This is a genomic window from Microbacterium luticocti DSM 19459, from assembly GCF_000422405.1.
GTDB lineage: Bacteria > Actinomycetota > Actinomycetes > Actinomycetales > Microbacteriaceae > Microbacterium > Microbacterium luticocti.
The window spans coordinates 187,841-206,372 of sequence record NZ_AULS01000001.1 but is presented as its reverse complement, the minus strand read 5'-3'; the positions used below and the strand labels follow the sequence as shown (position 1 = coordinate 206,372).

The window sequence follows — 18,532 nt, the reverse complement described above, 5'->3', positions numbered from 1 at the left end:
TGCCTGAGAAACCGGGACGACGATGCTGGTGGCGCATCGGCGTCGCCGCGGCCAGCGGCTGGCCCCGAACACCTACCTAGCCGATACTGAGACCAGCGAGCTGCTCAGGGGTGCCGGTGACGACAAGGCGCAGGTCGGCGTGGTCGTCGTCGATCTGCCAGTCGACGAACGAGCAGCAGGCGCTCTCGGTCGCGACCAGGTCGCGCAGCCGCCGCGCTGAGTCGTCGGTCCGGGCGTAGTGCACGACCAGTCTGGCCTCTCCGCGCTCGACCTCGAGGAGGTAGTCGTCGTCGAAGGCTCGCCACCTCTCGAGCTGCTGCTTGCCCGCGGTCGGCGCGAGCGCGCAGGCGATCGGCAGCCCGCCCAGCGGTCCGACCGGCGACTCGAGCCCCGTCACCGCCGACGTCGGCGCGCGACCGATGGCTGCGCGCAGCTGATCGACGGTCGGCGACCCGGCCAGCCCGGCAGGAGTGCGGAACACCCGGCAGGCGAGCCCGACCGGTGTGTGCTCGTCGGCGAAGGGGTCGACGCCGTCGACGAGGACGGTCGGGGACCCGTGGAACTCGAGGCGGGCGGCGTCGTCGGCGGTCTCGACTCGCTGATGCGCGACGCGGACGTCCGATCGGCCGTCGAGGGCCTCGGCGAGCCGCCGGTCGATCACCTCCCAATTCGGGCACCCGTCGAAGTACTGCAGCGTGATCTCCAACATCTTCTCCTCTCAATCCTGTCTGCGGCTCGGCAGCCGTCGTCAGCTCCGCTCGCCAGCCTCTTCGGAACTGAGCCGTGCCGAAGAACTCGGGGAGTCTTCTGGCGATGAGCCGTCGTGGAGCATCAGGAACGCCCCGGTGACCGCGCCCACGACGATGACGATGTCGGCGACGTTCCCGATGAACCAGTCGCCGTAGGCCAGGAAGTCCACGACGTGGCCGCGGGCGAAGCCGGGGGCGCGGAAGAGCCGGTCCCCGGCGTGCGAGGCCGCCGCACCGCCGACGGCACCGATCACGACCGCCCACCGAAGACGCCGGACACGGAACGCGAAGACGACCGCGGCGACCGCGGCCGCGACAGCGACCAGCGCGAACACCCAGGTCGAGCCCTCGCCGAAGGAGAACGCCGCACCGGGGTTGTACGCCAGCTGGAGTCCCAGCAGCTCGCCGACGAGCGGGATGCGCTCCTGCGTCGAGAGGGTGGCCTCAGCCCATGCCTTGGTCCCTTGGTCGACCAGGACGACCAAACCGCCGAGCAGGAAGGTCCCCGCTACCAGGAGCGTCCGCCTCGGACCATGAGCGATCCGGGCAGTGGACCCGCGGACCGCGTCCTTCGCCCGCATCAGCCCGCTGCCTGAGGCTTGCGGGCACGCGCGGCGCGCAGCCCGTTAGCGATGACGACGACCTCGGCGACCTCGTGGACGAGGACGACCGCGGCCAGGCCCAGCACGCCGGTGATGGCCAGCGGCAGCAGCACGGTGATGATCGCCAGGGACAGCACGATGTTCTGGTTCATGATCGCCCGGCCGCGGCGGGCGTGGCGCAGCGCCTGCGGGATGAGGCCGAGGTCGTGGCCGGTGAAGGCGACGTCGGCAGACTCGATCGCGGCGTCGGAGCCGGTCGCGCCCATCGCGATGCCGACGGTCGCCCCGGCCAGGGCGGGGGCGTCGTTGATGCCGTCGCCGATCATCGCCGTGGGCGAGGCCTCGGAGAGCTGGGCGACGATGCGGGCCTTGTCCTCGGGCCGGAGCTCGGCGTGCACGTCGCCGATCCCGGCGAGCTGCGCTAGCGCGTGCGCGGTGCGGGCGTTGTCGCCGGTGAGCATGCTCACCTCGACGCCCTGGGCCCGCAGCGTGTGCACGACGTCGGGGACCTCGGGGCGCAGCTCGTCGCGGACGCCGATCGCCCCGGCCAGCCGGCCGTCGACGGCCACGAGCACGCAGGTCTGGGCCTCGGCCTCCAGCTCCTCGACCCGGGCCTTGAGCGGCCCCGCGTCGATCCAGCGGGGGCTGCCCACCGTCACCCGGCGGCCGTCCACCAGGCCGCCGATGCCGTGCCCGGCCTCCTCGGCGACGTCCTGCGCGGCGGGGGCTCCCTGGCCCGCGGTGGCGATGGCGGCGGCGAGAGGGTGCGTCGAGTGCTGCTCCACGGCCGCGGCCCAGGCCAGCACCTGGGCGTCGTCGAAGCCGTCGGCGGCGACGACGGCGGTGACCTCGGGCCGGTTGCGGGTCAGGGTGCCGGTCTTGTCCACGGCGAGGTGGCGGATGCCACCGAGGCGCTCGAAGGCTGCCCCGCTCTTGATGACGACGCCGAACTTCGTCGCCGCCCCGATCGCGGAGACCACGGTGACGGGCACCGCGATCGCCAGCGCGCACGGGCTGGCGGCGACGAGGACGACCAGGGCGCGGGTGATCCAGGTCTCGGGGTCGCCGAGCAGCGATCCGAGCACGCCAACCAGGACGGCGAGGACCATCACCCCGGGCACCAGCGGGCGGGCGATCCGGTCGGCGATCCGCGCACGCTCGCCCTTCTCGGCCTGGGCCTGCTCGACCAGCTCCACGATGGTGGTCAGCGAGTTGTCGGTGCCCGCCGCGGTCGCCTCGACCTCCAGCACACCGGCGGTGTTGATCGCGCCGGCGGAGACCGCGTCATCGGGGGCGACCTCGACCGGGATCGACTCGCCAGTGATCGCCGAGGTGTCCAGGCTGGAGCGGCCCGCGCGGACCAGCCCGTCGGTCGCGACCCGCTCGCCGGGGCGGACCAGCAGCACGTCGCCGACGGCGATCTCCTTCGCCGGGATCTCGACCGAGGCGCTGTCGCGCAGCACGGTCGCGGTCTCCGGCACGAGGTTCAGCAGCGCGCGCAGGCCGCCGCGGGCGCGGTCCATCGCCTTGTCCTCCAGGGCCTCGGCGATCGAGTAGAGGAACGCCAGCGCGGCGGCCTCCTCCACGTAGCCGAGGATCACCGCGCCGACGGCGCTGATCGTCATCAGCAGCGCGATCCCCAGCTTCCGCCTGACGAACAGGTTCTGCAGAGCGCCGGGCACGAACGTGTACGCGCCCAGCAGCAGACCCGCCCAGAACGCGGCCAGTGCCGCGATGTGCATCCCCGACCACTCCAGCACCAGGCCGGTGCCGAACGCGACGCCGGAGAGGATCGGCACCACCAGTCCCGGGTCGCGCCACCACGAGCGCTCGGTCTCCTCGGCCTCCTCGGATGGGCTGGTGGTCGGCTCGTCGCAGCCGCAGGCGGCGCTCACGAGGCGTCCCCCGAGCCGGTCACGGCGCAGCAGCCCGGCACCGAGCAGTGCGGGTCGATGCACGGCGCGCTCTCGTCCACCGCCAGCGTCACGTCCACCAGCGTCGTCAGCGCCGCGGCCAGGTGCGGGTCGGCGATCTCGTAGCGGGTCTGCCGGCCGTGCGGCTCGGCGACCACGATCCCGCAGTCGCGCAGGCAGGTCAGGTGGTTCGACACGTTCGAGCGCGTCAGGTCGAGCTCGCGCGACAGCACGGCCGGGTGGCTCGGGCCGCCGAGCAAGGACATCAGGATCCGGGAGCGCGTCGGGTCCGCCATCGCCCGGCCGAGCCGGTTCATGACGTCAAGGCGCGAAGCAATGGTCAGCATCCACTGAACTATACAGCAGTGGCTGACCTATCATGGCCTGGAGCGGTCGTTGACCGCCACCGAAGGCGTGAGCATTTCCTCAAGTCTGGCCAAGCCAGCATTCATCGATGTTATCGAACCGTTATTCTCTAGCGGTCCGGTCATTCCCATCCCACGAGGAGTTCTAGCCGAATGAGTCCCGACGGTCGCCAGCGGCGAAGCCTCGGTCAGCTGCGAACCCGCGTCGGCGAGTTGCGCGCGGGCACCGCAGCAAGAGCTGGCCGAGCCCTGGATCACATCGGACGGGACAGACGCAGCTGGATCCGCCACGGCATTGCCGCGGCCGCCATCGCAGGACTCGGCCTTGCCGGCGCTGGCGCGGTCGCCATGACCGGCGTTGCCCATGAGGCGAACCCTGCGGTCACCGGAATCTCCAGTACGGCTGGCGCGCCCGATGACGCGGGCTCCACCGGGCACCGGGCCGACACCTCTGGCCGGTCGCGCGCGGGCCTTCGGGAGGCAACACGCAGTGGTCAGCGCAGCGATACCCAAGGCAGCGGCAGTAGCGAGGAGCAGAGCACGGGCCAGCCTCTCGACGGCACCGTCGACATGGCGGCGCGCCGGGCAGCCCAGAAGAACAGCAAGGTTGTCGACACCGGCCAGGAGGACACGCGGGCGGAGGAGGCTGCCCGGCAACGATCAGAGGCGTTGAAATCCGACGCCGAGAAGAGCCGCAAACTATCGGGAACGCTCAGCAAGGAGCAGCGTCAACAGCAGATGCGAGCGGCCCAAGAAGCTGACGCGGGCAAGGGCAATGCATCCTCCGGTAGCACGGCGGTCGGCCGGACCGACTCGGCATCGAGCGACAACGGCTCCGACAGCGGTACTGCCGATCTCGGCAGTTCAGACACTGCAGGCGGCACGAGCAGCGGGGGCGGGGCATTGCCGATCGCCAAGGGAAGTTACAACATCGTCGCCACGTTCGGGCAGGTCGGATCCTGGTCGCGCTATCACACTGGCGTGGACTTCGCTGCCCCGATCGGGACACCGATCAGAGCGACAGCCGATGGGGTCGTCACCAACGGCGGTACCGGTCCGGCCAGCGGTTGGGCGGGCATCTACGTCAGCATCAAGTTCCCCGACGGGAAGCAGATGCTGATGGCGCACATGGCGTCGGCCGCGGTCCGCACCGGGCAGCGGGTTGCCGCCGGTCAGGTCATCGGCCGGGTGGGCATGACCGGCCGGACGTTCGGCCCGCACACACACCTGGAGCTGTACCCCGCTGGCGTCACTCCCGGCGATGTCTACCGGACGGTGAATCCACTGCCTTGGTTCACTGCGAAAGGCTTGAAGCCGTAGGGGCCCTGAAGCGGCCGGGTGTCGTTTTGAGACGGGTCGAGCTCGCTGGTGGTGCCGCGGTAACGGCTGAGTCGCTGTCGTACCCCAGGGGTATCGATGTCAACCGTTCGCTTCTTGGTTAGATGCCTGCGTAGGAGTGGAGCCCGGAGAGGAGCAGGTTCACTCCGATGAAGTTGAACCAGAAGACGGCAAGCCCGAGCAGGGCGATGACGGCGGCCCGTCCACCCTTCCAGCCGGCGGTCGATCGGGCGTGGAGGTAACAGGCGAAGATCACCCAGGTGACCAGCGCCCAGACCTCCTTGGGGTCCCATCCCCAGTAGCGGCCCCAGGCGTACTCGGCCCAAACTGCTCCGGCGGCGATGGTGAACGTCCACAGCGGGAAGGCGAAGGCGAAGAGCCGGTAGGCGATCACGTCTATGCGGCGCGAATCGGGGAGTCGGAGGAGGTAGCCCTTCTCGGTTCCCTTGTCCTCGGCCCGCTTCTTGATCAGGTACAGGATCGAGATGGCTCCGCCGATGTTGAACGCTGCTCCGCTGATCGTCGCGGCAGTGATGTGGATGATGAACCAGTAGGAGTTCAGCGACGGCACCAACCCGGCGACTGCGACGTAGAACACGGTCACTGCCAGGCCGTTGCCGACGGTGGCGACCATGGTGATGGGCAGGCCGAGCCAGCGCATCCCCATCTTGGCCAGGACCAGGTAGCCGGCGACGATGATCACCATCGCCATGGTGGTGAACTCGAACATGTTGCCCAGCGGCCAGCGGTGAGCGGCGATGCCCCGGGCGGTAATGCCTGCGATCGCGCAGGCCAGCCCGATCAGGGTGAAGGAGATGCCCATCCGACCGAACATCTCGGTCTTCTGCTGCGGAATCGGGTCTCCGTCAAAGGGTTCATCGTCGACGTCGACGTCGCCTTCGGGCTCGAGGGTCGGTGAGTCAGGCGTGGCTTGGGCGGCGGTCCGGGTGATCGTCAGGGTGGACGCTGAGGCCTCTGATGCGCGGCTGGTCGTTGCGCGTGCGTCGGGGCGGGTTCTGGTCTCGATGTCGTCCGCTGCCTCGCCCTTCCGCTTGCCGGTGGTGCTTCGGGCGGCGGTAATTTTTCGTGCGGCTGCCCATTCGATGCTGTGCATGGTGAGGGCCAGGGCGTAGATCACGGTCGCGGTGACCAGAGCGAGGTTGGAGAAGTAGTCGATCGTCATGCCGTCTCCTTCGGTGATTGGTTGTCGGTGGTCGGATCAGGCTCTGCCGGTTCGTTCCCGTGCCCGGGTGGGGTCTGGTTGCGTGAGCTCGTTTGCAGGTCGAGGCTGTTGACGAGGGCTTCGACGTCTTCGGTGAGTCCCGTTCGGGCGTCGGCCCGGTCGAGTCCGGCGATCTCGAGGAGGTTGTGGCCGTCGACCCGTCGGATCCGTGCCCAGATCCGCCGGGGCCGGATGAACAGCGAGAAGCTGAGCCCCAGCACGGCGGTTCCGATAGCGACGATCGTGATGGGTGCGCCGGGGGAGTCGCCGACCTGGATCTTGATCCAGCGCTGCACCCCGTCCAGCTGGATGGATCCTTGCCCGTTGGGCAGCTTTTGGATGTATCCGGGTCGGAGGATGAACCGCAGCGGCTGTTTGGGGTCCTTCGGGTTCATGATCTGGGTCATGCCGCGGGTGTCGAGCGAGTAGACGCTCTGGGGTTGGCCGGTCTCGGCGGTGGGCTTGCCCGACCAGGCGTTCAGGAACAGTTGGGGATTCAACGCGTCGGGGAACACCGAGCGGGGCCCGGAGCCGTCCACGTAGGCGCTGGGCAGGAAGAACCCTTCAAAGCCGAGTTTGCGAGGCCTGGCGTCGGGCGCACTGATCGCCCCAGCGGAGGTGAAGTTGCCGTCCTGCGGCAGGAAGATGACAGGACCGGAGGAGACGACGTTGCCGTCGCCGTCCTTCACCGTCACGATCGGTGCGTATCCCCAGGCGATCAGGTGGACCTTTTCGCCGCCGGCCAGGTTGAGCGGATGGTTGACCCGCAAGGTTTCCTGGCGGGGCTTGTCTCCTGGACGGTCGGTGACAGTGACTGCGGCGTTGAACTCCCGCGCGGCCCCTCGCTGGACGTTGCCGGTCTCGAACTTCACGTCGAAGCTGTCGACCTTGATGCTGAAGGGGGTCAGAGACGATTGCCGGAACAGCGGGCCGGCCTTGAAGTCGTCGTATTGCACCAGGTCATTGGTGAAGCTTTCGCCTCCCACGACCAGCGCCCGGTCGCCGCGGAAGCTGGTCAGCCAGACCACGGCCACGCCGAGCAGCAAGAAGACCAGGCTGATGTGGAAGGCGAGGTTGCCCGCCTCTCGCAGGTAGCCCCGCTCGGCCGCCAGTGACCCGTCGGGGTGCTGGGTGACCCGGTACCGCCTGCTTCGCAGGTTGTCGCGCAGCCGGCGCAGGATGGCAGCATCGGTCGGGGCCGCGCTGTCGCCGGCTTCGGCTGCGGTCAGGTCGGCGGAGGCGTAGGCGGGCAGACGATGCAGGTATCGCGGTGTGCGGGGCGGCTGTGCTCGCACGGCCCGGAGATAGACCCCGGCCCGGGGGATGATGCAGCCGATCAGGCTGATGAACAGCAGGATGTAGATCGCGGAGAACCAGGGCGAGGTGTAGACGTTGAAGAGTCCGACCTTGTCATAGATCGGTCCCAGCGTCTTGTGCTGGTCGAGGAAGGACTTGACTCGCACCGGCGATATGTTCTGCTGCGGCACCAACGATCCGGGCACCGCGGCCAGTGCCAGCAGGAACAGCAACGCCAGCGCCGTCCGCATGGTGATCAACTGCGTCCACAGGAACCGCAGCCCGCCGAGGAATCCGATCACCGGCGCATTGGAGGAAGTCCTGCGAGTGGCGGGTTCGGTGGTTGCGATGCCCGCCGCGTCGGGATCGGCTCGCGGGCCAGGTGCGGCATCGGATCTGCTGGTGGGGCGGAGATCATTCATTGGCGTCGAAGGCGAAGCTCGAGGGCGGATTGTCGGTCGCGTTCCGGGGGCCGTAGATCAGTGAGATCTGGCGTCGCTCGCCGAGTTCGATCGTGGCGGGGTCGCCGGTGAACGGTTTGCCGTCCACGTAGGCGCGCAGGCTGTCGGTCTTGTTGTTGGTCAGGCCGCCGATGCCTTGGCCGTCGAGTCGCACGTCCCACTCGGCGAACAGCTGTCCGAGGGTGTATTTGCCGTCGGTCTTGTGTGACTCGACGTGCAGGACGCCGCGTTCGTCGTGGGTGTGCAGCTCCGACATCGAGCCGGTCTTCGCGTCGACGCCGATTGCTCCCGGTAACGCGAGCGGCTGGCCGTTGACGGTGATGTCCAGATGGGAGTGGAAGTGCGCGGCGGTGCCTTCCATGTTCGATGCCTGCAGACCGGCGGCCTCGGCCAGGCGGCCCGGATCGGCCGGGAGCCCCCACGGCGGCAGATCGCTTCGCCCCTTGGTGCCGGCCACCGGCCCAGCGGCGTTGGGTGCTGATACTTGCCGGGCCACCAGCCAAATGCCGATGCCGAGGGCACCGGCGACGATGACCGCGGTGACCCCGACCAGGAAACGCCGCCGCGTTCGGGCGCGGGCCTCCTGCCGTTTCATCTCTGCCAACCGGGCGCGGGCGCGCGCGGATCCGGGTTCGCGATTGGTCGATGCACCGTGTCGATGCTTGTTCTTCGATCGCTTCTGATTCACGTTCCTGTTTCCTGTCGTGCTGGAGAGTCTGAGGAGCTTGTCTGACTGCTCAACCGGGCGCGCAGTGATCAAGCCGGGTGTGCAATTGATGGGCCGAGGAGCGGGACGAATTGCTGGGGCTCACCGCAGCCTGCTCATGGCCCGGGCGGGTGGGGTCAGATCCGAAGAATCGACAGCTCTATGAGACTGGGAGCCGGTCGGCGACGCCAATGTGCGACGGCTCCGATGGCCGATCCGATGCTGCGGGCTCGGCAATGCCACCATCGACCGGGGGTTCGCCCACGAACGATCACGGCCACCGCCAGCAAGACGATGGTCATGACGCAGCCAGCGGCGGCGATGCAGCCCATCGGACCGGTCGGTCGGTCATGCGATGAAGCCGCCAACGAAGGGGGCGCGCAGCTGGGACAGCCGCTCAACGGTTGTCGAGTTGCTGGATGTCGACCGGGTGGGTTGCTTGCCGTGACTGGAGCATGAATCGGCTGCGCGTCGGGTGGCACGCGGTGCACCGACGAATTGCTCGGCGGCACGGGTTCGGCTGACGTCAACACCATCGGGTGCATCAGCGCGAGGCTGACCAGCAGGGCGAGGCCGGTCGCGCGGGAGACGCTCATTCCTCCGACACCTCCGGGCTGGCGAGCTCGCTTTCCCAGAGCTGGAAGTCGTCAGAGGTGTCTTCGGTGCTGCCATCCGCCCTCCGCAACCAGATCATCGACACGGCGCAGACGGTCAACAGCGTCGCGATCGACGCCACAGTGACGGCACCGCGACGCCAAAGGTCCACAAGTAGCAGGCAGGCGCTCCAGGCTCCGGCCACCTGGAGCAACCCGGGAAACACTCGTGCAGAAGGGCGCGTCCGTACGCAGCCCAGGCCGGTCGCCACCATCAGAACCGCGGTGCAGATCAGGCTACTCACGATCATCATCACGCTCCTGCCGCTCTCGACCGGCGGGCGCGGCCACGCCCGACCGTCGCCGTGAGGCAGCCGCTCAGCGCGAGGAGTGCGAGGCCACGCTCCAGCCAGGGGGCGATCCGCACCGCCGGGGTGATGTTGGTGCGCAGCGGCATCGTCACCACGGTCGAGGCGGCGGTGCGCTCACGGGACTTCCACTGCGCACGGCCGTCCCGGCCGATGAAGCCGGAGACTCCGTTGGTGGTGGCGACGGCGATCTCGCGGCGGGTCTCCATCGCTCGTGCCCGGGTGATGGCGAACTGCTGGTCGACCTGGCCGGTCCCGACGTAGGTCGCATTGTTGCTCTGGACCAGGAAGAGCTGCGCACCGCCGGTGATCACGTCGTAGATCGTGTCGTCGTAGGCCAGCTCGAAACAGATCGCATCCCCCACGATGACCGGCTGCTCCGGGCCGCCGGCCAGGCGGAGGGGGACCGGGAGTGCGCCGGGCCGGGTGCCTGGCACCGACTGTGCTCCGACCAGCTTCAAGATCGGGAACAACGGCAGCAGTCGGTCACGGAAGGGGATCCACTCGCCGAACGGGACCAGGTTGCGCTTGTCGTAGCGGGCCACGATGCCCCGGCGGGGGTCCCACCACAGGCCGCTGGTCTGCCGCTGGTCGACGCCGGGGCCGGCCATCACCGCCCCGGCGAAGATGGGAACCCCGGCAAGCTCGGTCGCGGACTGCAGCTGGTCGCGCGTGATCGGGTCAACGGTCGGGTCGATGTCGGTGGAGTTCTCCGGCCACAGAACGAAGTCGGGCCGGGCGATCCGTCCCTGGTCTGCGGCGTTGATCAGTCGGCGGGTCTCCCGGACATGGTTCGCGGTCACGGTGCGCATCCGGCCCAGCGCTTCGATCCCTTTCCCCGGAACGTTGCCCTGGACTATGCCCACACGAGCCTTCTGTGCAGGGGCCGGCGGGCCGGGATTCCACCCGGACAGGGCCAAACCCGTGCCCATCACGATCGACCAGGTCGCCAATGCCGGTAGCGCTGTCCGGGCCACCATGCTGCGTGTCAGCGGTCCGTGCGACCGCCGTGCCCGGATGATCTCGATCGCCAGCCAGCCGACGCACTGGGCCAGCAGAGCCACCGCGAACGACACACCTACGGTGCCGATGAAGGGCAGCAGTCCGGCCAGCGGGGCATCCACTGCGGTGTAGGCCAGACGGGTCCAGCCGAAGCCGCCGAACGGATAGCGCGCGTAGACGTACTCGACGCCGACCCAGGCAGCAGCGGCGATCACCGGCCAGGACCGGAGCCGCCCGATGATCGCCAGCGCGAGGCCGAGCAGCCCGAAGAAGACGGCCTCGAATCCGATCAGGCCCACCACACCCAGGTAGGCGGCCGCGCCGCCGCCGACGATCACCCGGACCCAGCCGATCGCCACCAGGAGCAGCGCCACCCCGAACACGTATCCGACCGCGAACCCGCGCCGAGGCGGAACCGCGTGAACAGCCACCGACAGTCCCGCGACGCCGAGGAAGCCCAGCGGCCACAGTGCGTACGGCTGAAACGCGAACCCGACTGCCAACCCGGACAACGCGGCCAAGACCAGCCGACCCAGCGACTGAATTATCTGACCGCCGCGGCCCCGGGTGGATGAGGAATCCACGCAGGTCACAGAAATGTCGGTAGCAGCATCGTCAACGTGACAGGCGGCACCGCGGGTGGAAGTCGCGTCATCGCGTCGGTAGATCACCGCGGACCCCCGCCGGCACGCTCGGCTGTGCCGGAGTCGTGCTCCGGCGTGGTGGGGTGATCGAGCGCGGATGGCTCTGATTGGTCCAACGCAGCGAAGGAATCGGAAGCGGGGACGGGCGGCGTTTCACCAGCTCTGCTGCCCGGCCGCTCGCCGACGACCGACCGGTCACCCTCGACGACCAGCTCCCGGCCGGGCTTGTTGCGGAGCAGCCAGAGCAAGCAGAGCAGGGCGGCCAGGAAGACGATGCCCGAGACGTAGTCGTTGAGCCGGAACGGGCCGAGGTGATGCGCGGGGTCGATGCGCAGGCTCTCCACCCATGCTCTGCCGGCGGTGTAGAACATCACGTAGAGCATGAACGCCTTGCCGTGGCCCAGCCGGAACCGACGGTCGAGCGCAATCACCGCGATCGCCACCGCGACGTCCCAGATCAGCTCGTACAGGAACGTCGGGTGGAAGGTGGCGTACTGCTCGTAGCCGACGGGCCGGTACTGCGGGTCGATCTTCAGCGCCCATGGCAGGGTGCTCGGCCGACCGAAGAGTTCCTGGTTGAACCAGTTGCCCAGTCGGCCGACGGCCTGCGCGATGGCCACCCCCGGGGCGAGAGCGTCGGCGAGCGCCCAGAATCTGATCCGGCGTCGGCGCGCGACCAGGTAGCCGCCGAACGCTCCGAGCGCGACACCGCCCCAGATGCCCAGGCCGCCGTCCCAGATGAAGAACGCTCGATACCAGGTGCGGCCCGGTCCGAAGTAGAGCTGGTAGTCGGTGATCACGTGGTAGAGGCGGGCTCCGACGATGCCGAACGGAACCGAAACCAGGGCGACGGTCTCGACCGCGTCGCGGCTGCCGCCTCGGGCGATCCACCGTCGGGTGGCGACGATCGTGCCGATGATCACGCCCGCGATGATGCACAGCGCGTATGCCCGGATCGGGAGTCGCCCGAACAGCAACCATTCCCTCCACGGAGGGCTCGGAATGAAGAACAACGGGAGCGTGTGACCGATCATTGAGCCGATGCCTCCCCGATGTCGCTGCAGCCCTGCACGCATGCGAGCAGGACGTGGTGCCGGCTTGGACCGCTGTCGTGCATCGTCCGAAGACGGACGGACCCGGTGTCCCGGTGCCCGTGGATGCGTACCGATGTCAAGGGCATTGCCGTTGGCGTGTGGGGGTGCATACTTCTGCCTTGCTGTCAGTGCCGGTTTCGGGACATGTGGTGCGGCAATCTGTGAGCGGGATCAGTGATGGCCACGGTTCCCGGATCCAGGCCGGTGGGTGCGCGCGCCGATGACGACCCCGCCGGCAATGGCGAGAAGGCCTGCGGCTGGGTAGCCGAGCAGCAGATCCTGCCAGCCCATGGCCAGTGGGATCGGTCGCCATCCCAGGTGCGCGAGCCAGTGCGTGATGCCCATCACCACCGCTAGCACGACGAGGATCCACCCGACGACGCGGCGCGGAGTCCACACGCGCAGTTGGCGGTTCATCTCGCGTTGGCGTTGCTTTCGACGACGTTCTTCGGGAGTGCTGTTGCTGCCTGGTTGCTTCATCAGATCACCGTCACGAATCCGCTGATGGATTGTCGGAGCGCACCGATCACGTTGGTCCACAGGCCGGTGGCCATCAGCAGGCCGACTATGATCATGGAGATACCGCCGATGCGCATGATCAACTGCTGCCGGTTCCGCAGGGCGCGGGCGGCCGTGCTGATCTTGTTGAACGCGATCGCCGCGGCGATGAACGGGATGCCGAGTCCGAGCGTGTAGGCGATGGCCAGCCACGCCCCTTTGGCTGCGGTCGCCTGACTCATCGCCATGGTCAACACGACCCCGAGGGTCGGCCCGATGCACGGCGTCCAGCCCAGCCCGAACACGAAGCCGATCAGCGGGGCCGCGAGAAGCCCGAAGCGAGGCAGCCAACTGAGTCGCAGGTCGCGCTGGGCGAAGCGGAGGAGGCCAGTGAAGGCCAGTCCGAGCCCGATCATGATCACGCCCATGACGCGGGTGAGCGGGTCCTGCCAGGTGATGAACCTGCTGCCCAGCAGCCCGGCCAGTGACGCGCTCGCAACGAAGACCACGCCGAACCCGGCGACGAACAGGCTGCTGCCCATCAAGGTCCGTCCCAGACGCATCCGTGAGCCGCCGGCGACGAGGTCGGCGGCAGACATGCCAGTGGCGTAGGAGATGTAGCCAGGCAACAGCGGGATGACGCAGGGGGAGAAGAACGACACCAAACCGGCGAGGAAGGCGACCGGGAGGGCCACCGGCATCGACCCGCTCACCGACTGTGTCGCCCATGCGGCCAGTTGATCAAGCATTGCCGCTCACCTGCCGTCGGCGGTGTCGTTGACCAATTGGATCAGGGTGTCGCGATCGACAGGGCCCGTGATTCGGGCCGCGCTGCGCTGTTGCTCGTCGATCACCAACGTTGTCGGGATGGCGGTGGTCGACAGTTGCCCGGAGAACTTGACCAGCTGCTGCCCCTCGGGGTCGAAAATGCTCGGATACGGCATCTTGACGGCACGGCTGAACGCCCGCGCGGCATCGCGCTGGTCCCTGATGTTGAGACCGACGAAGCGGGCGACCTCGTCCGTGCTGCGGCTGGCAGCGGCCAGGTCGGGTGCCTCCTTGCGGCAGGGGCCGCACCAAGAGGCCCAGACATTGATCACCACGACCCTGCCCGGATGCCTCGTGGTCGCGGTCCCCGATCCCATGACCTTGGGCCCTTCAGCAACGGCGGTTCGTTGCCGGTCGGACGGCTTGAACAGAACCAGTCCCGGATCGGGGACTGCTCCGCGACTGGTGCCACCAGTCGGGGATGCACCGGCACCAGTGCTGCAGGCCGAAGTAACGAGAAGAAGAGCGGCCGAGGCGGCCGCGACAACGACACGCCGGGCCTTTACCGGGCCGGGCTTGACGAGATGAAGCATTTGGGATCTCCGAATACGGGCACACCGATGCCGAACACCGAACGCGAGCGGGTTCGCGCGAACAAGGGGCAGCCGACGGTGCGCCAGCTGAACGTGGCGATGCACGCAGGGAACAGCGCGGGCGTCTCGCCGCGACATGGGCGGTAGAGGGTCGCGCTATGGAAGTCAACCGCAGCGGGAGAGGCTGTGCCTCCCCTTCATCGATCAGGTCAGACTGATCCCGAACATGAGTGGAGATCGAGCCGCTGGCATGTAGCGCACGGAGGAGACCTGCGGGACCTGGGTCGCCATCCGCGGCAGGATGCGGATCACCGATGTGCCGGGTCGACGGAGCCTCCAGCTCACCAGGACTACCATCAGGGCGATCATGCATGCCGCGGCGAGAAGTGGGCAGCTGCCGTCGCCGGGTCCGTGGTCGGAGCCGGAGGACGGCGTCATCGAGAAACCGCCGCTCACCTGGGCTGCGGGAACAGGCGGCGACACGGACGCCACCCCCACGGTCTGCCAGCCGTGATCAACCGCTTGGCCTTCCTCGGTCAGGACTTGCCGATGCACCGCCGGGCTGACAGCTTCGACATGCGGCGTCGCCGACTTCTGGCCGGATTGAACGGTGACTGCCGCCCCGAACACGATTGCGACGGCAGCGACGAGGACGACGATCCAGCCCAGGAATCGGCTGGATGTCAGGCTCGGGCGCACGCGCACAGGCACACCGTACCTCAGATGGAGACTAATCAGTCGCGCTGCGGCGAGGCCGAGCTAAACGCAAGCTGAGTGTAGGAGCAGCGGCAGGGTGTCCATCGGGACGTGCCCGGGAGAAGAAGGCCACCGGCAGCGCCACGGGCATGTCCCCGCTCACCGCCGGGGCTCCAGCCTCCGTTCGATTCCAGCACCTCCCTTGCCCGTCCGGCACTCATCGGGGCGTCGGCTATTTGCCGTTGGCGGTGTCGGTGATGAGCGCGACGAGGGTGTCGCGGTCGACCGGGCCGGTGATCCGGGCTGCGCTGCGCCGGTCGCGGTCGATCACCAGGGTGGTCGGGATCGCTGTGGTCGACAGCTGGCCGGAGAACCTGACGAGCTGCTTGCCCTCGGGGTCGAAGATGCTCGGGTAGGGGGTCTTGAAGGCGCGGGTGAAGGCCTGCGCGGCTTCGCGGTCGTCGCGGATGTTGAGGCCGACGAACCGGGCCGTCTTGGCCGTGTCACGGCTCGCGGCGGCGAGGTCGGGAGCCTCCTTGCGGCAGGGCCCGCACCAGGACGCCCACACGTTGACCACGACCACCTTGCCGGGATGGTCGGTGGTCACGTTCTCGCCGGTCATGACGTCCGGCCCTCCGGCGGTCGAGGCGGGCTTGCGCTGGCCGGGTTGATAGAGCTGCACACCGGAGGCCGGCCCGGCGGAGCCGCCGTCCTTCGACGGCGAGGCGGAGTCGATGGACTTCGTGCAGCCCGCGGCCAGCGTCACGCTCAGCACGACGGCGGCCAGCGCAACGGTCCGGGCCGCGGTCTGTGGTCCTCTCGCTGGCATCGTCTACTCGCCCTGCTCGAAGGCGTAGCTGGCCGCCGGGTCGTCGGTGGCGTCTCGCGGCCCGTAGACCAGTGAGATCTGCCGGTGGGCGGTGAGCTGGATCGTGGCGGGGTCTCCCTGGAATCGCTTCCCGTCGACGTAGGCGCGCAGGCTGTCGGTGTTGCTGTTGTCCAGTCCGCCGATGCCTTCGGCGTCGAGGCGGACCTGCCACTCGGTGAAGACCTGGCCGAGGGTGTAGCGGCCGTCGGCGGTGGGGGCCTCGACGTGCAGCACGCCGCGTTCGTCGTGGGTGTGGAGCTCCGACATCTGGCCGCTAGCGGGGTCGACGCCGATGTTGGCCGGCACGGCGATGGGCTGCCCGTTGACGCTGATGTCGAGGTGGGAGTGGAAGTGGGCCGCCGTTCCCTCCATCGGGCCGACTCGGAGGCCGGCGGCCTTCGCCGCGTCAGAGGTGTTGGCGGGCAGCGACCATGGCGGCAGGTCCCGACGCCCCGCGGCGGCGGCCGACCCGCCGGAGGGGTCGCCGGATCCTCCGCCTTGGAGGCTGGCGATGACCACCGCTCCGGCGGCGACGGCCAGCACCACGACGGCGATCGCGGCACCCGTGATCAGCCGTCGAGTCCGGCGGGCCTTGGCCTCCTGGAGCTGCATCTGCCGCAGCCGGTCCCGCGCGGACCGGCTGCTGGCCGTACGCCCGCCGGTCGAGCGCTGCGATGGCAACGATTTCGAAGACTTAGTGGATGATTTCTGGTTCTTGGTCATGGGTCTCTCAGCTGGGATGGTCGACGGCCACCGGGGAAGACGTGCCCGACGTCGCCGAGGATGCATGGACCGCTCAACTCCAGCCGGTGGGGTCGTCGCGAGTTGTCAAAGGAGTCGTCAGAGAATGGACTCCGGGGCGTCGCGAGCGTCGCGGGTCGGCACACCCGCCCACAGGTTCCGTGGTTACTTGCCGGGTCCGTGGTTACTTGCCGGTTCTCCGGCTGGGAACGGCCACGGCTGCATGTCTGCTGCCCCGAAACGGGCGCGGATGGACCTGCGACCGGCTCAGGTGCGACTGATCGACAGCTCGGCGAGGCTCAGCGGAGGGCGAGCCCAGCAGCGGAGGACCAACGATTCAATGAGAGTGCGCCGTGCTGGGCGCGGAAGCGACCAGCCGCCTCCGCGGGCTGCCGGCCGCAGGCTTCCGATCCCGACCAGCAGCACCAGCAGGATCAGGCAGCCCGCTGCGACGCAGTCCATCGGCCCCGGGGACGGGCTCGCCGGCGAGCCGCAGTCCGCGCCGCAGCCCGACGCCATGCCCATCCCGGAGGACACGGTCCCCATGGACAGGGGGTCGGCGGCCGCGGCCGCCTGCTGGTCACCGACGTTCTTGGTCGAGAACTGGCCGTGGACCACAATGGGAGCGCTGTTCGCCGGGGAATGACCGGTCGCCATCTCGGCAGCGCCCGCACCGGCGGCGACGGTGCCCAGTGACGCAGACATCGAGAAATGGTCAGCGGCGCGAGCCGGCGGCTGCAGCATCAGCAGAGCTGCGACGGTGAGGACCGCGAGCACCGGCGAGAAGCGGCGCGCGATGCTCAGGAAACGCTGCACTGCCTTCCCGCCTTCCGCTCGATTCGGTGGCCCCAGAGTGCCGCGGAGCACGCCGCGGCCCCGGACAAGTATTCGGCAAACACCGGCGACATGCCAATCCGACCCGGGAGCTGACCGCCAGACCCCGCTCTGGCCGAGGCCAGTGCGACTGCTGCGAGCACGGCTCCCGCTGCCAGGCCAGCCGGTGCGAGGCCGACGACGCGGCCCGCACCCGCCGGTCGAAAGGCCCCGTGCACAGTCGGGTCGCCGAAGAGAATGCCCTCGGGCGTCAGTGCTGGTCCTCGGGTCCCAGCCCGGCGACGAGGTTGAACGCGCCGGTGAGGATGTTGAGCGCGACGACGCCGACGACGTCGGCGATCGCGCGGTCGCTGTAGCCGAACGCGCGGAGCTCGGCGATCTGCTCGTCGGTGACGGAGGTCGGTTCCCGATAGACCTGCAGCCCGAGCCGGATGATCGCCGAGATGGCGGGATCGCTCGACGTGCCCTGGTGGGCGAGGCTGATCTCCTCCTCGGCGACGCCCAGGGAGCGGGCGGCCGCGACGTGGGCGTCGAGGCACAGGCCGCAGCCCTGCTGCGCCTGCACGGCGATGGAGATCAGCTCGCTGATCCTCCGGTCGAGCTTGGCGCGGCGCATGGCCCGGCTCAGCTGCAGGTAGCCGCCGAGGACGGCCGGGGAGTGGGCCATCGTGGAGACCATGTCGCCCACGGTGCCGTGGCGCTCGACGAGCTCGCCGAGCAGGTCCCGGGACGAGCCGACGGCGGTCTCGGCGGTCAGCGGGTCGAAACGGGGCATGGGTCCCTCTCCTTGGTGTGCGCGGGTGCGCTGCTCGTCGAGCCTCAGGACCGGACGAGCCGGTTGATCGCGTCGGTGGCTTCCTGGATCTTGGCGATGGCCGCGCCGTCGTCGCCGAGCTTGGCGGCGTCGAGGACGCAGTGCTTGAGGTGGTCGTCGAGCAATCCGGTCGCGACGCCCTGCAGAGCTCGGGTGAGCGCCGAGACCTGGGTGAGGATGTCGATGCAGTACTTCTCCTCGTCGATCATCTTGGCGATGCCGCGGGCCTGGCCCTCGATGCGCTTCATGCGCGCCAGGTAGCGGTCCTTGTCGCTGATGTAGCCGTGCTGGTGTGCACCGGCGTCGGCCCCGGTGGCGGGGCTGACGGTGCCGATGCCGTCTGTGGTGGTGTCGAGTGTCATGGGCG

At 68.9% G+C, this 18,532-nt stretch carries 20 protein-coding genes; 1 reads left to right on the top strand and 19 read right to left on the bottom strand.

Features of this window, described 5'->3' with window-relative positions; translation table 11 throughout:
- Window positions 1-76: 76 nt before the first annotated feature.
- From H577_RS18195 to cmtR, 4 genes are all read right to left on the bottom strand, one after another.
- Window positions 77-709, bottom strand: coding sequence for a hypothetical protein (locus H577_RS18195; RefSeq protein ID WP_229118921.1), 633 nt, complete (start codon window positions 707-709; stop codon window positions 77-79).
- Window positions 710-748: 39 nt separating this feature from the next.
- Entirely contained in the window at window positions 749-1,234 is a 486-nt protein-coding gene (locus tag H577_RS0101030) for a signal peptidase II (RefSeq protein ID WP_242650672.1), read from the bottom strand.
- Between the two features lie 95 nt (window positions 1,235-1,329).
- Window positions 1,330-3,246: a heavy metal translocating P-type ATPase gene (locus H577_RS0101025; RefSeq protein ID WP_029144368.1), complete on the bottom strand. Its 1,917-nt coding sequence runs from the start codon at window positions 3,244-3,246 to the stop codon at window positions 1,330-1,332.
- Window positions 3,243-3,611 carry a Cd(II)/Pb(II)-sensing metalloregulatory transcriptional regulator CmtR gene (cmtR, locus tag H577_RS0101020; RefSeq protein WP_029144367.1) on the bottom strand — a complete coding sequence of 123 codons (369 nt, stop codon included), beginning with the start codon at window positions 3,609-3,611 and terminating at the stop codon, window positions 3,243-3,245. Before cmtR ends, H577_RS0101025 begins: the two co-directional genes overlap by 4 nt.
- Window positions 3,612-3,782: 171 nt before the next feature.
- Here cmtR and H577_RS17205 point away from each other — a divergent pair, with 171 nt between their 5' ends.
- Entirely contained in the window at window positions 3,783-4,949 is a 1,167-nt protein-coding gene (locus H577_RS17205) for a M23 family metallopeptidase (RefSeq protein WP_084515719.1), read from the top strand.
- Between the two features lie 118 nt (window positions 4,950-5,067).
- Here H577_RS17205 and ccsB read toward each other — a convergent pair whose 3' ends face one another.
- From ccsB to H577_RS0100940, 15 genes are all read right to left on the bottom strand, one after another.
- A complete protein-coding gene (gene ccsB, locus H577_RS0101010; RefSeq protein ID WP_029144365.1) occupies window positions 5,068-6,150 on the bottom strand; it encodes a c-type cytochrome biogenesis protein CcsB in 1,083 nt (360 codons plus the stop codon).
- Window positions 6,147-7,787: a cytochrome c biogenesis protein ResB gene (gene resB / locus H577_RS14645; RefSeq protein ID WP_207947906.1), complete on the bottom strand. Its 1,641-nt coding sequence runs from the start codon at window positions 7,785-7,787 to the stop codon at window positions 6,147-6,149. The genes ccsB and resB overlap by 4 nt, the downstream gene beginning before the upstream one ends.
- A 112-nt stretch (window positions 7,788-7,899) precedes the next feature.
- Entirely contained in the window at window positions 7,900-8,634 is a 735-nt protein-coding gene (locus tag H577_RS16835; RefSeq protein ID WP_051191556.1) for a twin-arginine translocation signal domain-containing protein, read from the bottom strand.
- A 610-nt stretch (window positions 8,635-9,244) separates the two neighbouring features.
- Complete coding sequence (locus H577_RS0100995; RefSeq protein ID WP_156876521.1) at window positions 9,245-9,550, bottom strand: hypothetical protein; 306 nt, start codon at window positions 9,548-9,550, stop codon at window positions 9,245-9,247.
- A gap of 8 nt (window positions 9,551-9,558) precedes the next feature.
- Window positions 9,559-11,286, bottom strand: coding sequence for an apolipoprotein N-acyltransferase (gene lnt, locus H577_RS0100990; protein ID WP_169566226.1), 1,728 nt, complete (start codon window positions 11,284-11,286; stop codon window positions 9,559-9,561).
- The gene (gene lgt / locus H577_RS14635) at window positions 11,283-12,293 is read right to left on the bottom strand and encodes a prolipoprotein diacylglyceryl transferase (RefSeq protein ID WP_051191552.1); all 1,011 of its coding nucleotides are present in this window, start codon (window positions 12,291-12,293) and stop codon (window positions 11,283-11,285) included. The genes lnt and lgt overlap by 4 nt, the downstream gene beginning before the upstream one ends.
- Before the next feature lie 231 nt (window positions 12,294-12,524).
- Window positions 12,525-12,833, bottom strand: coding sequence for a hypothetical protein (locus tag H577_RS16830; protein ID WP_051191550.1), 309 nt, complete (start codon window positions 12,831-12,833; stop codon window positions 12,525-12,527).
- The gene (locus H577_RS0100975) at window positions 12,833-13,600 is read right to left on the bottom strand and encodes a cytochrome c biogenesis CcdA family protein (protein WP_029144362.1); all 768 of its coding nucleotides are present in this window, start codon (window positions 13,598-13,600) and stop codon (window positions 12,833-12,835) included. The genes H577_RS16830 and H577_RS0100975 overlap by 1 nt, the downstream gene beginning before the upstream one ends.
- 6 nt (window positions 13,601-13,606) lie before the next feature.
- The gene (locus H577_RS17785) at window positions 13,607-13,996 is read right to left on the bottom strand and encodes a TlpA family protein disulfide reductase (RefSeq protein ID WP_051191548.1); all 390 of its coding nucleotides are present in this window, start codon (window positions 13,994-13,996) and stop codon (window positions 13,607-13,609) included.
- A gap of 420 nt (window positions 13,997-14,416) precedes the next feature.
- Window positions 14,417-14,917, bottom strand: coding sequence for a hypothetical protein (locus H577_RS0100965; protein WP_029144360.1), 501 nt, complete (start codon window positions 14,915-14,917; stop codon window positions 14,417-14,419).
- 223 nt (window positions 14,918-15,140) lie between these two features.
- On the bottom strand, window positions 15,141-15,737 hold the full coding sequence (locus H577_RS0100960; protein WP_084515715.1) for a TlpA family protein disulfide reductase: 597 nt from the start codon (window positions 15,735-15,737) through the stop codon (window positions 15,141-15,143).
- Between the two features lie 3 nt (window positions 15,738-15,740).
- Window positions 15,741-16,499, bottom strand: coding sequence for a hypothetical protein (locus H577_RS14625; RefSeq protein ID WP_211217871.1), 759 nt, complete (start codon window positions 16,497-16,499; stop codon window positions 15,741-15,743).
- 285 nt (window positions 16,500-16,784) lie between these two features.
- Window positions 16,785-17,333: a hypothetical protein gene (locus tag H577_RS0100950; RefSeq protein ID WP_029144358.1), complete on the bottom strand. Its 549-nt coding sequence runs from the start codon at window positions 17,331-17,333 to the stop codon at window positions 16,785-16,787.
- Window positions 17,334-17,601: 268 nt separating this feature from the next.
- Window positions 17,602-18,126, bottom strand: a complete 525-nt coding sequence (locus H577_RS0100945) for a carboxymuconolactone decarboxylase family protein (RefSeq protein ID WP_029144357.1) — start codon at window positions 18,124-18,126, stop codon at window positions 17,602-17,604.
- A 44-nt stretch (window positions 18,127-18,170) separates the two neighbouring features.
- The gene (locus H577_RS0100940; protein ID WP_094458783.1) at window positions 18,171-18,527 is read right to left on the bottom strand and encodes a metal-sensitive transcriptional regulator; all 357 of its coding nucleotides are present in this window, start codon (window positions 18,525-18,527) and stop codon (window positions 18,171-18,173) included.
- Window positions 18,528-18,532: the final 5 nt, after the last annotated feature.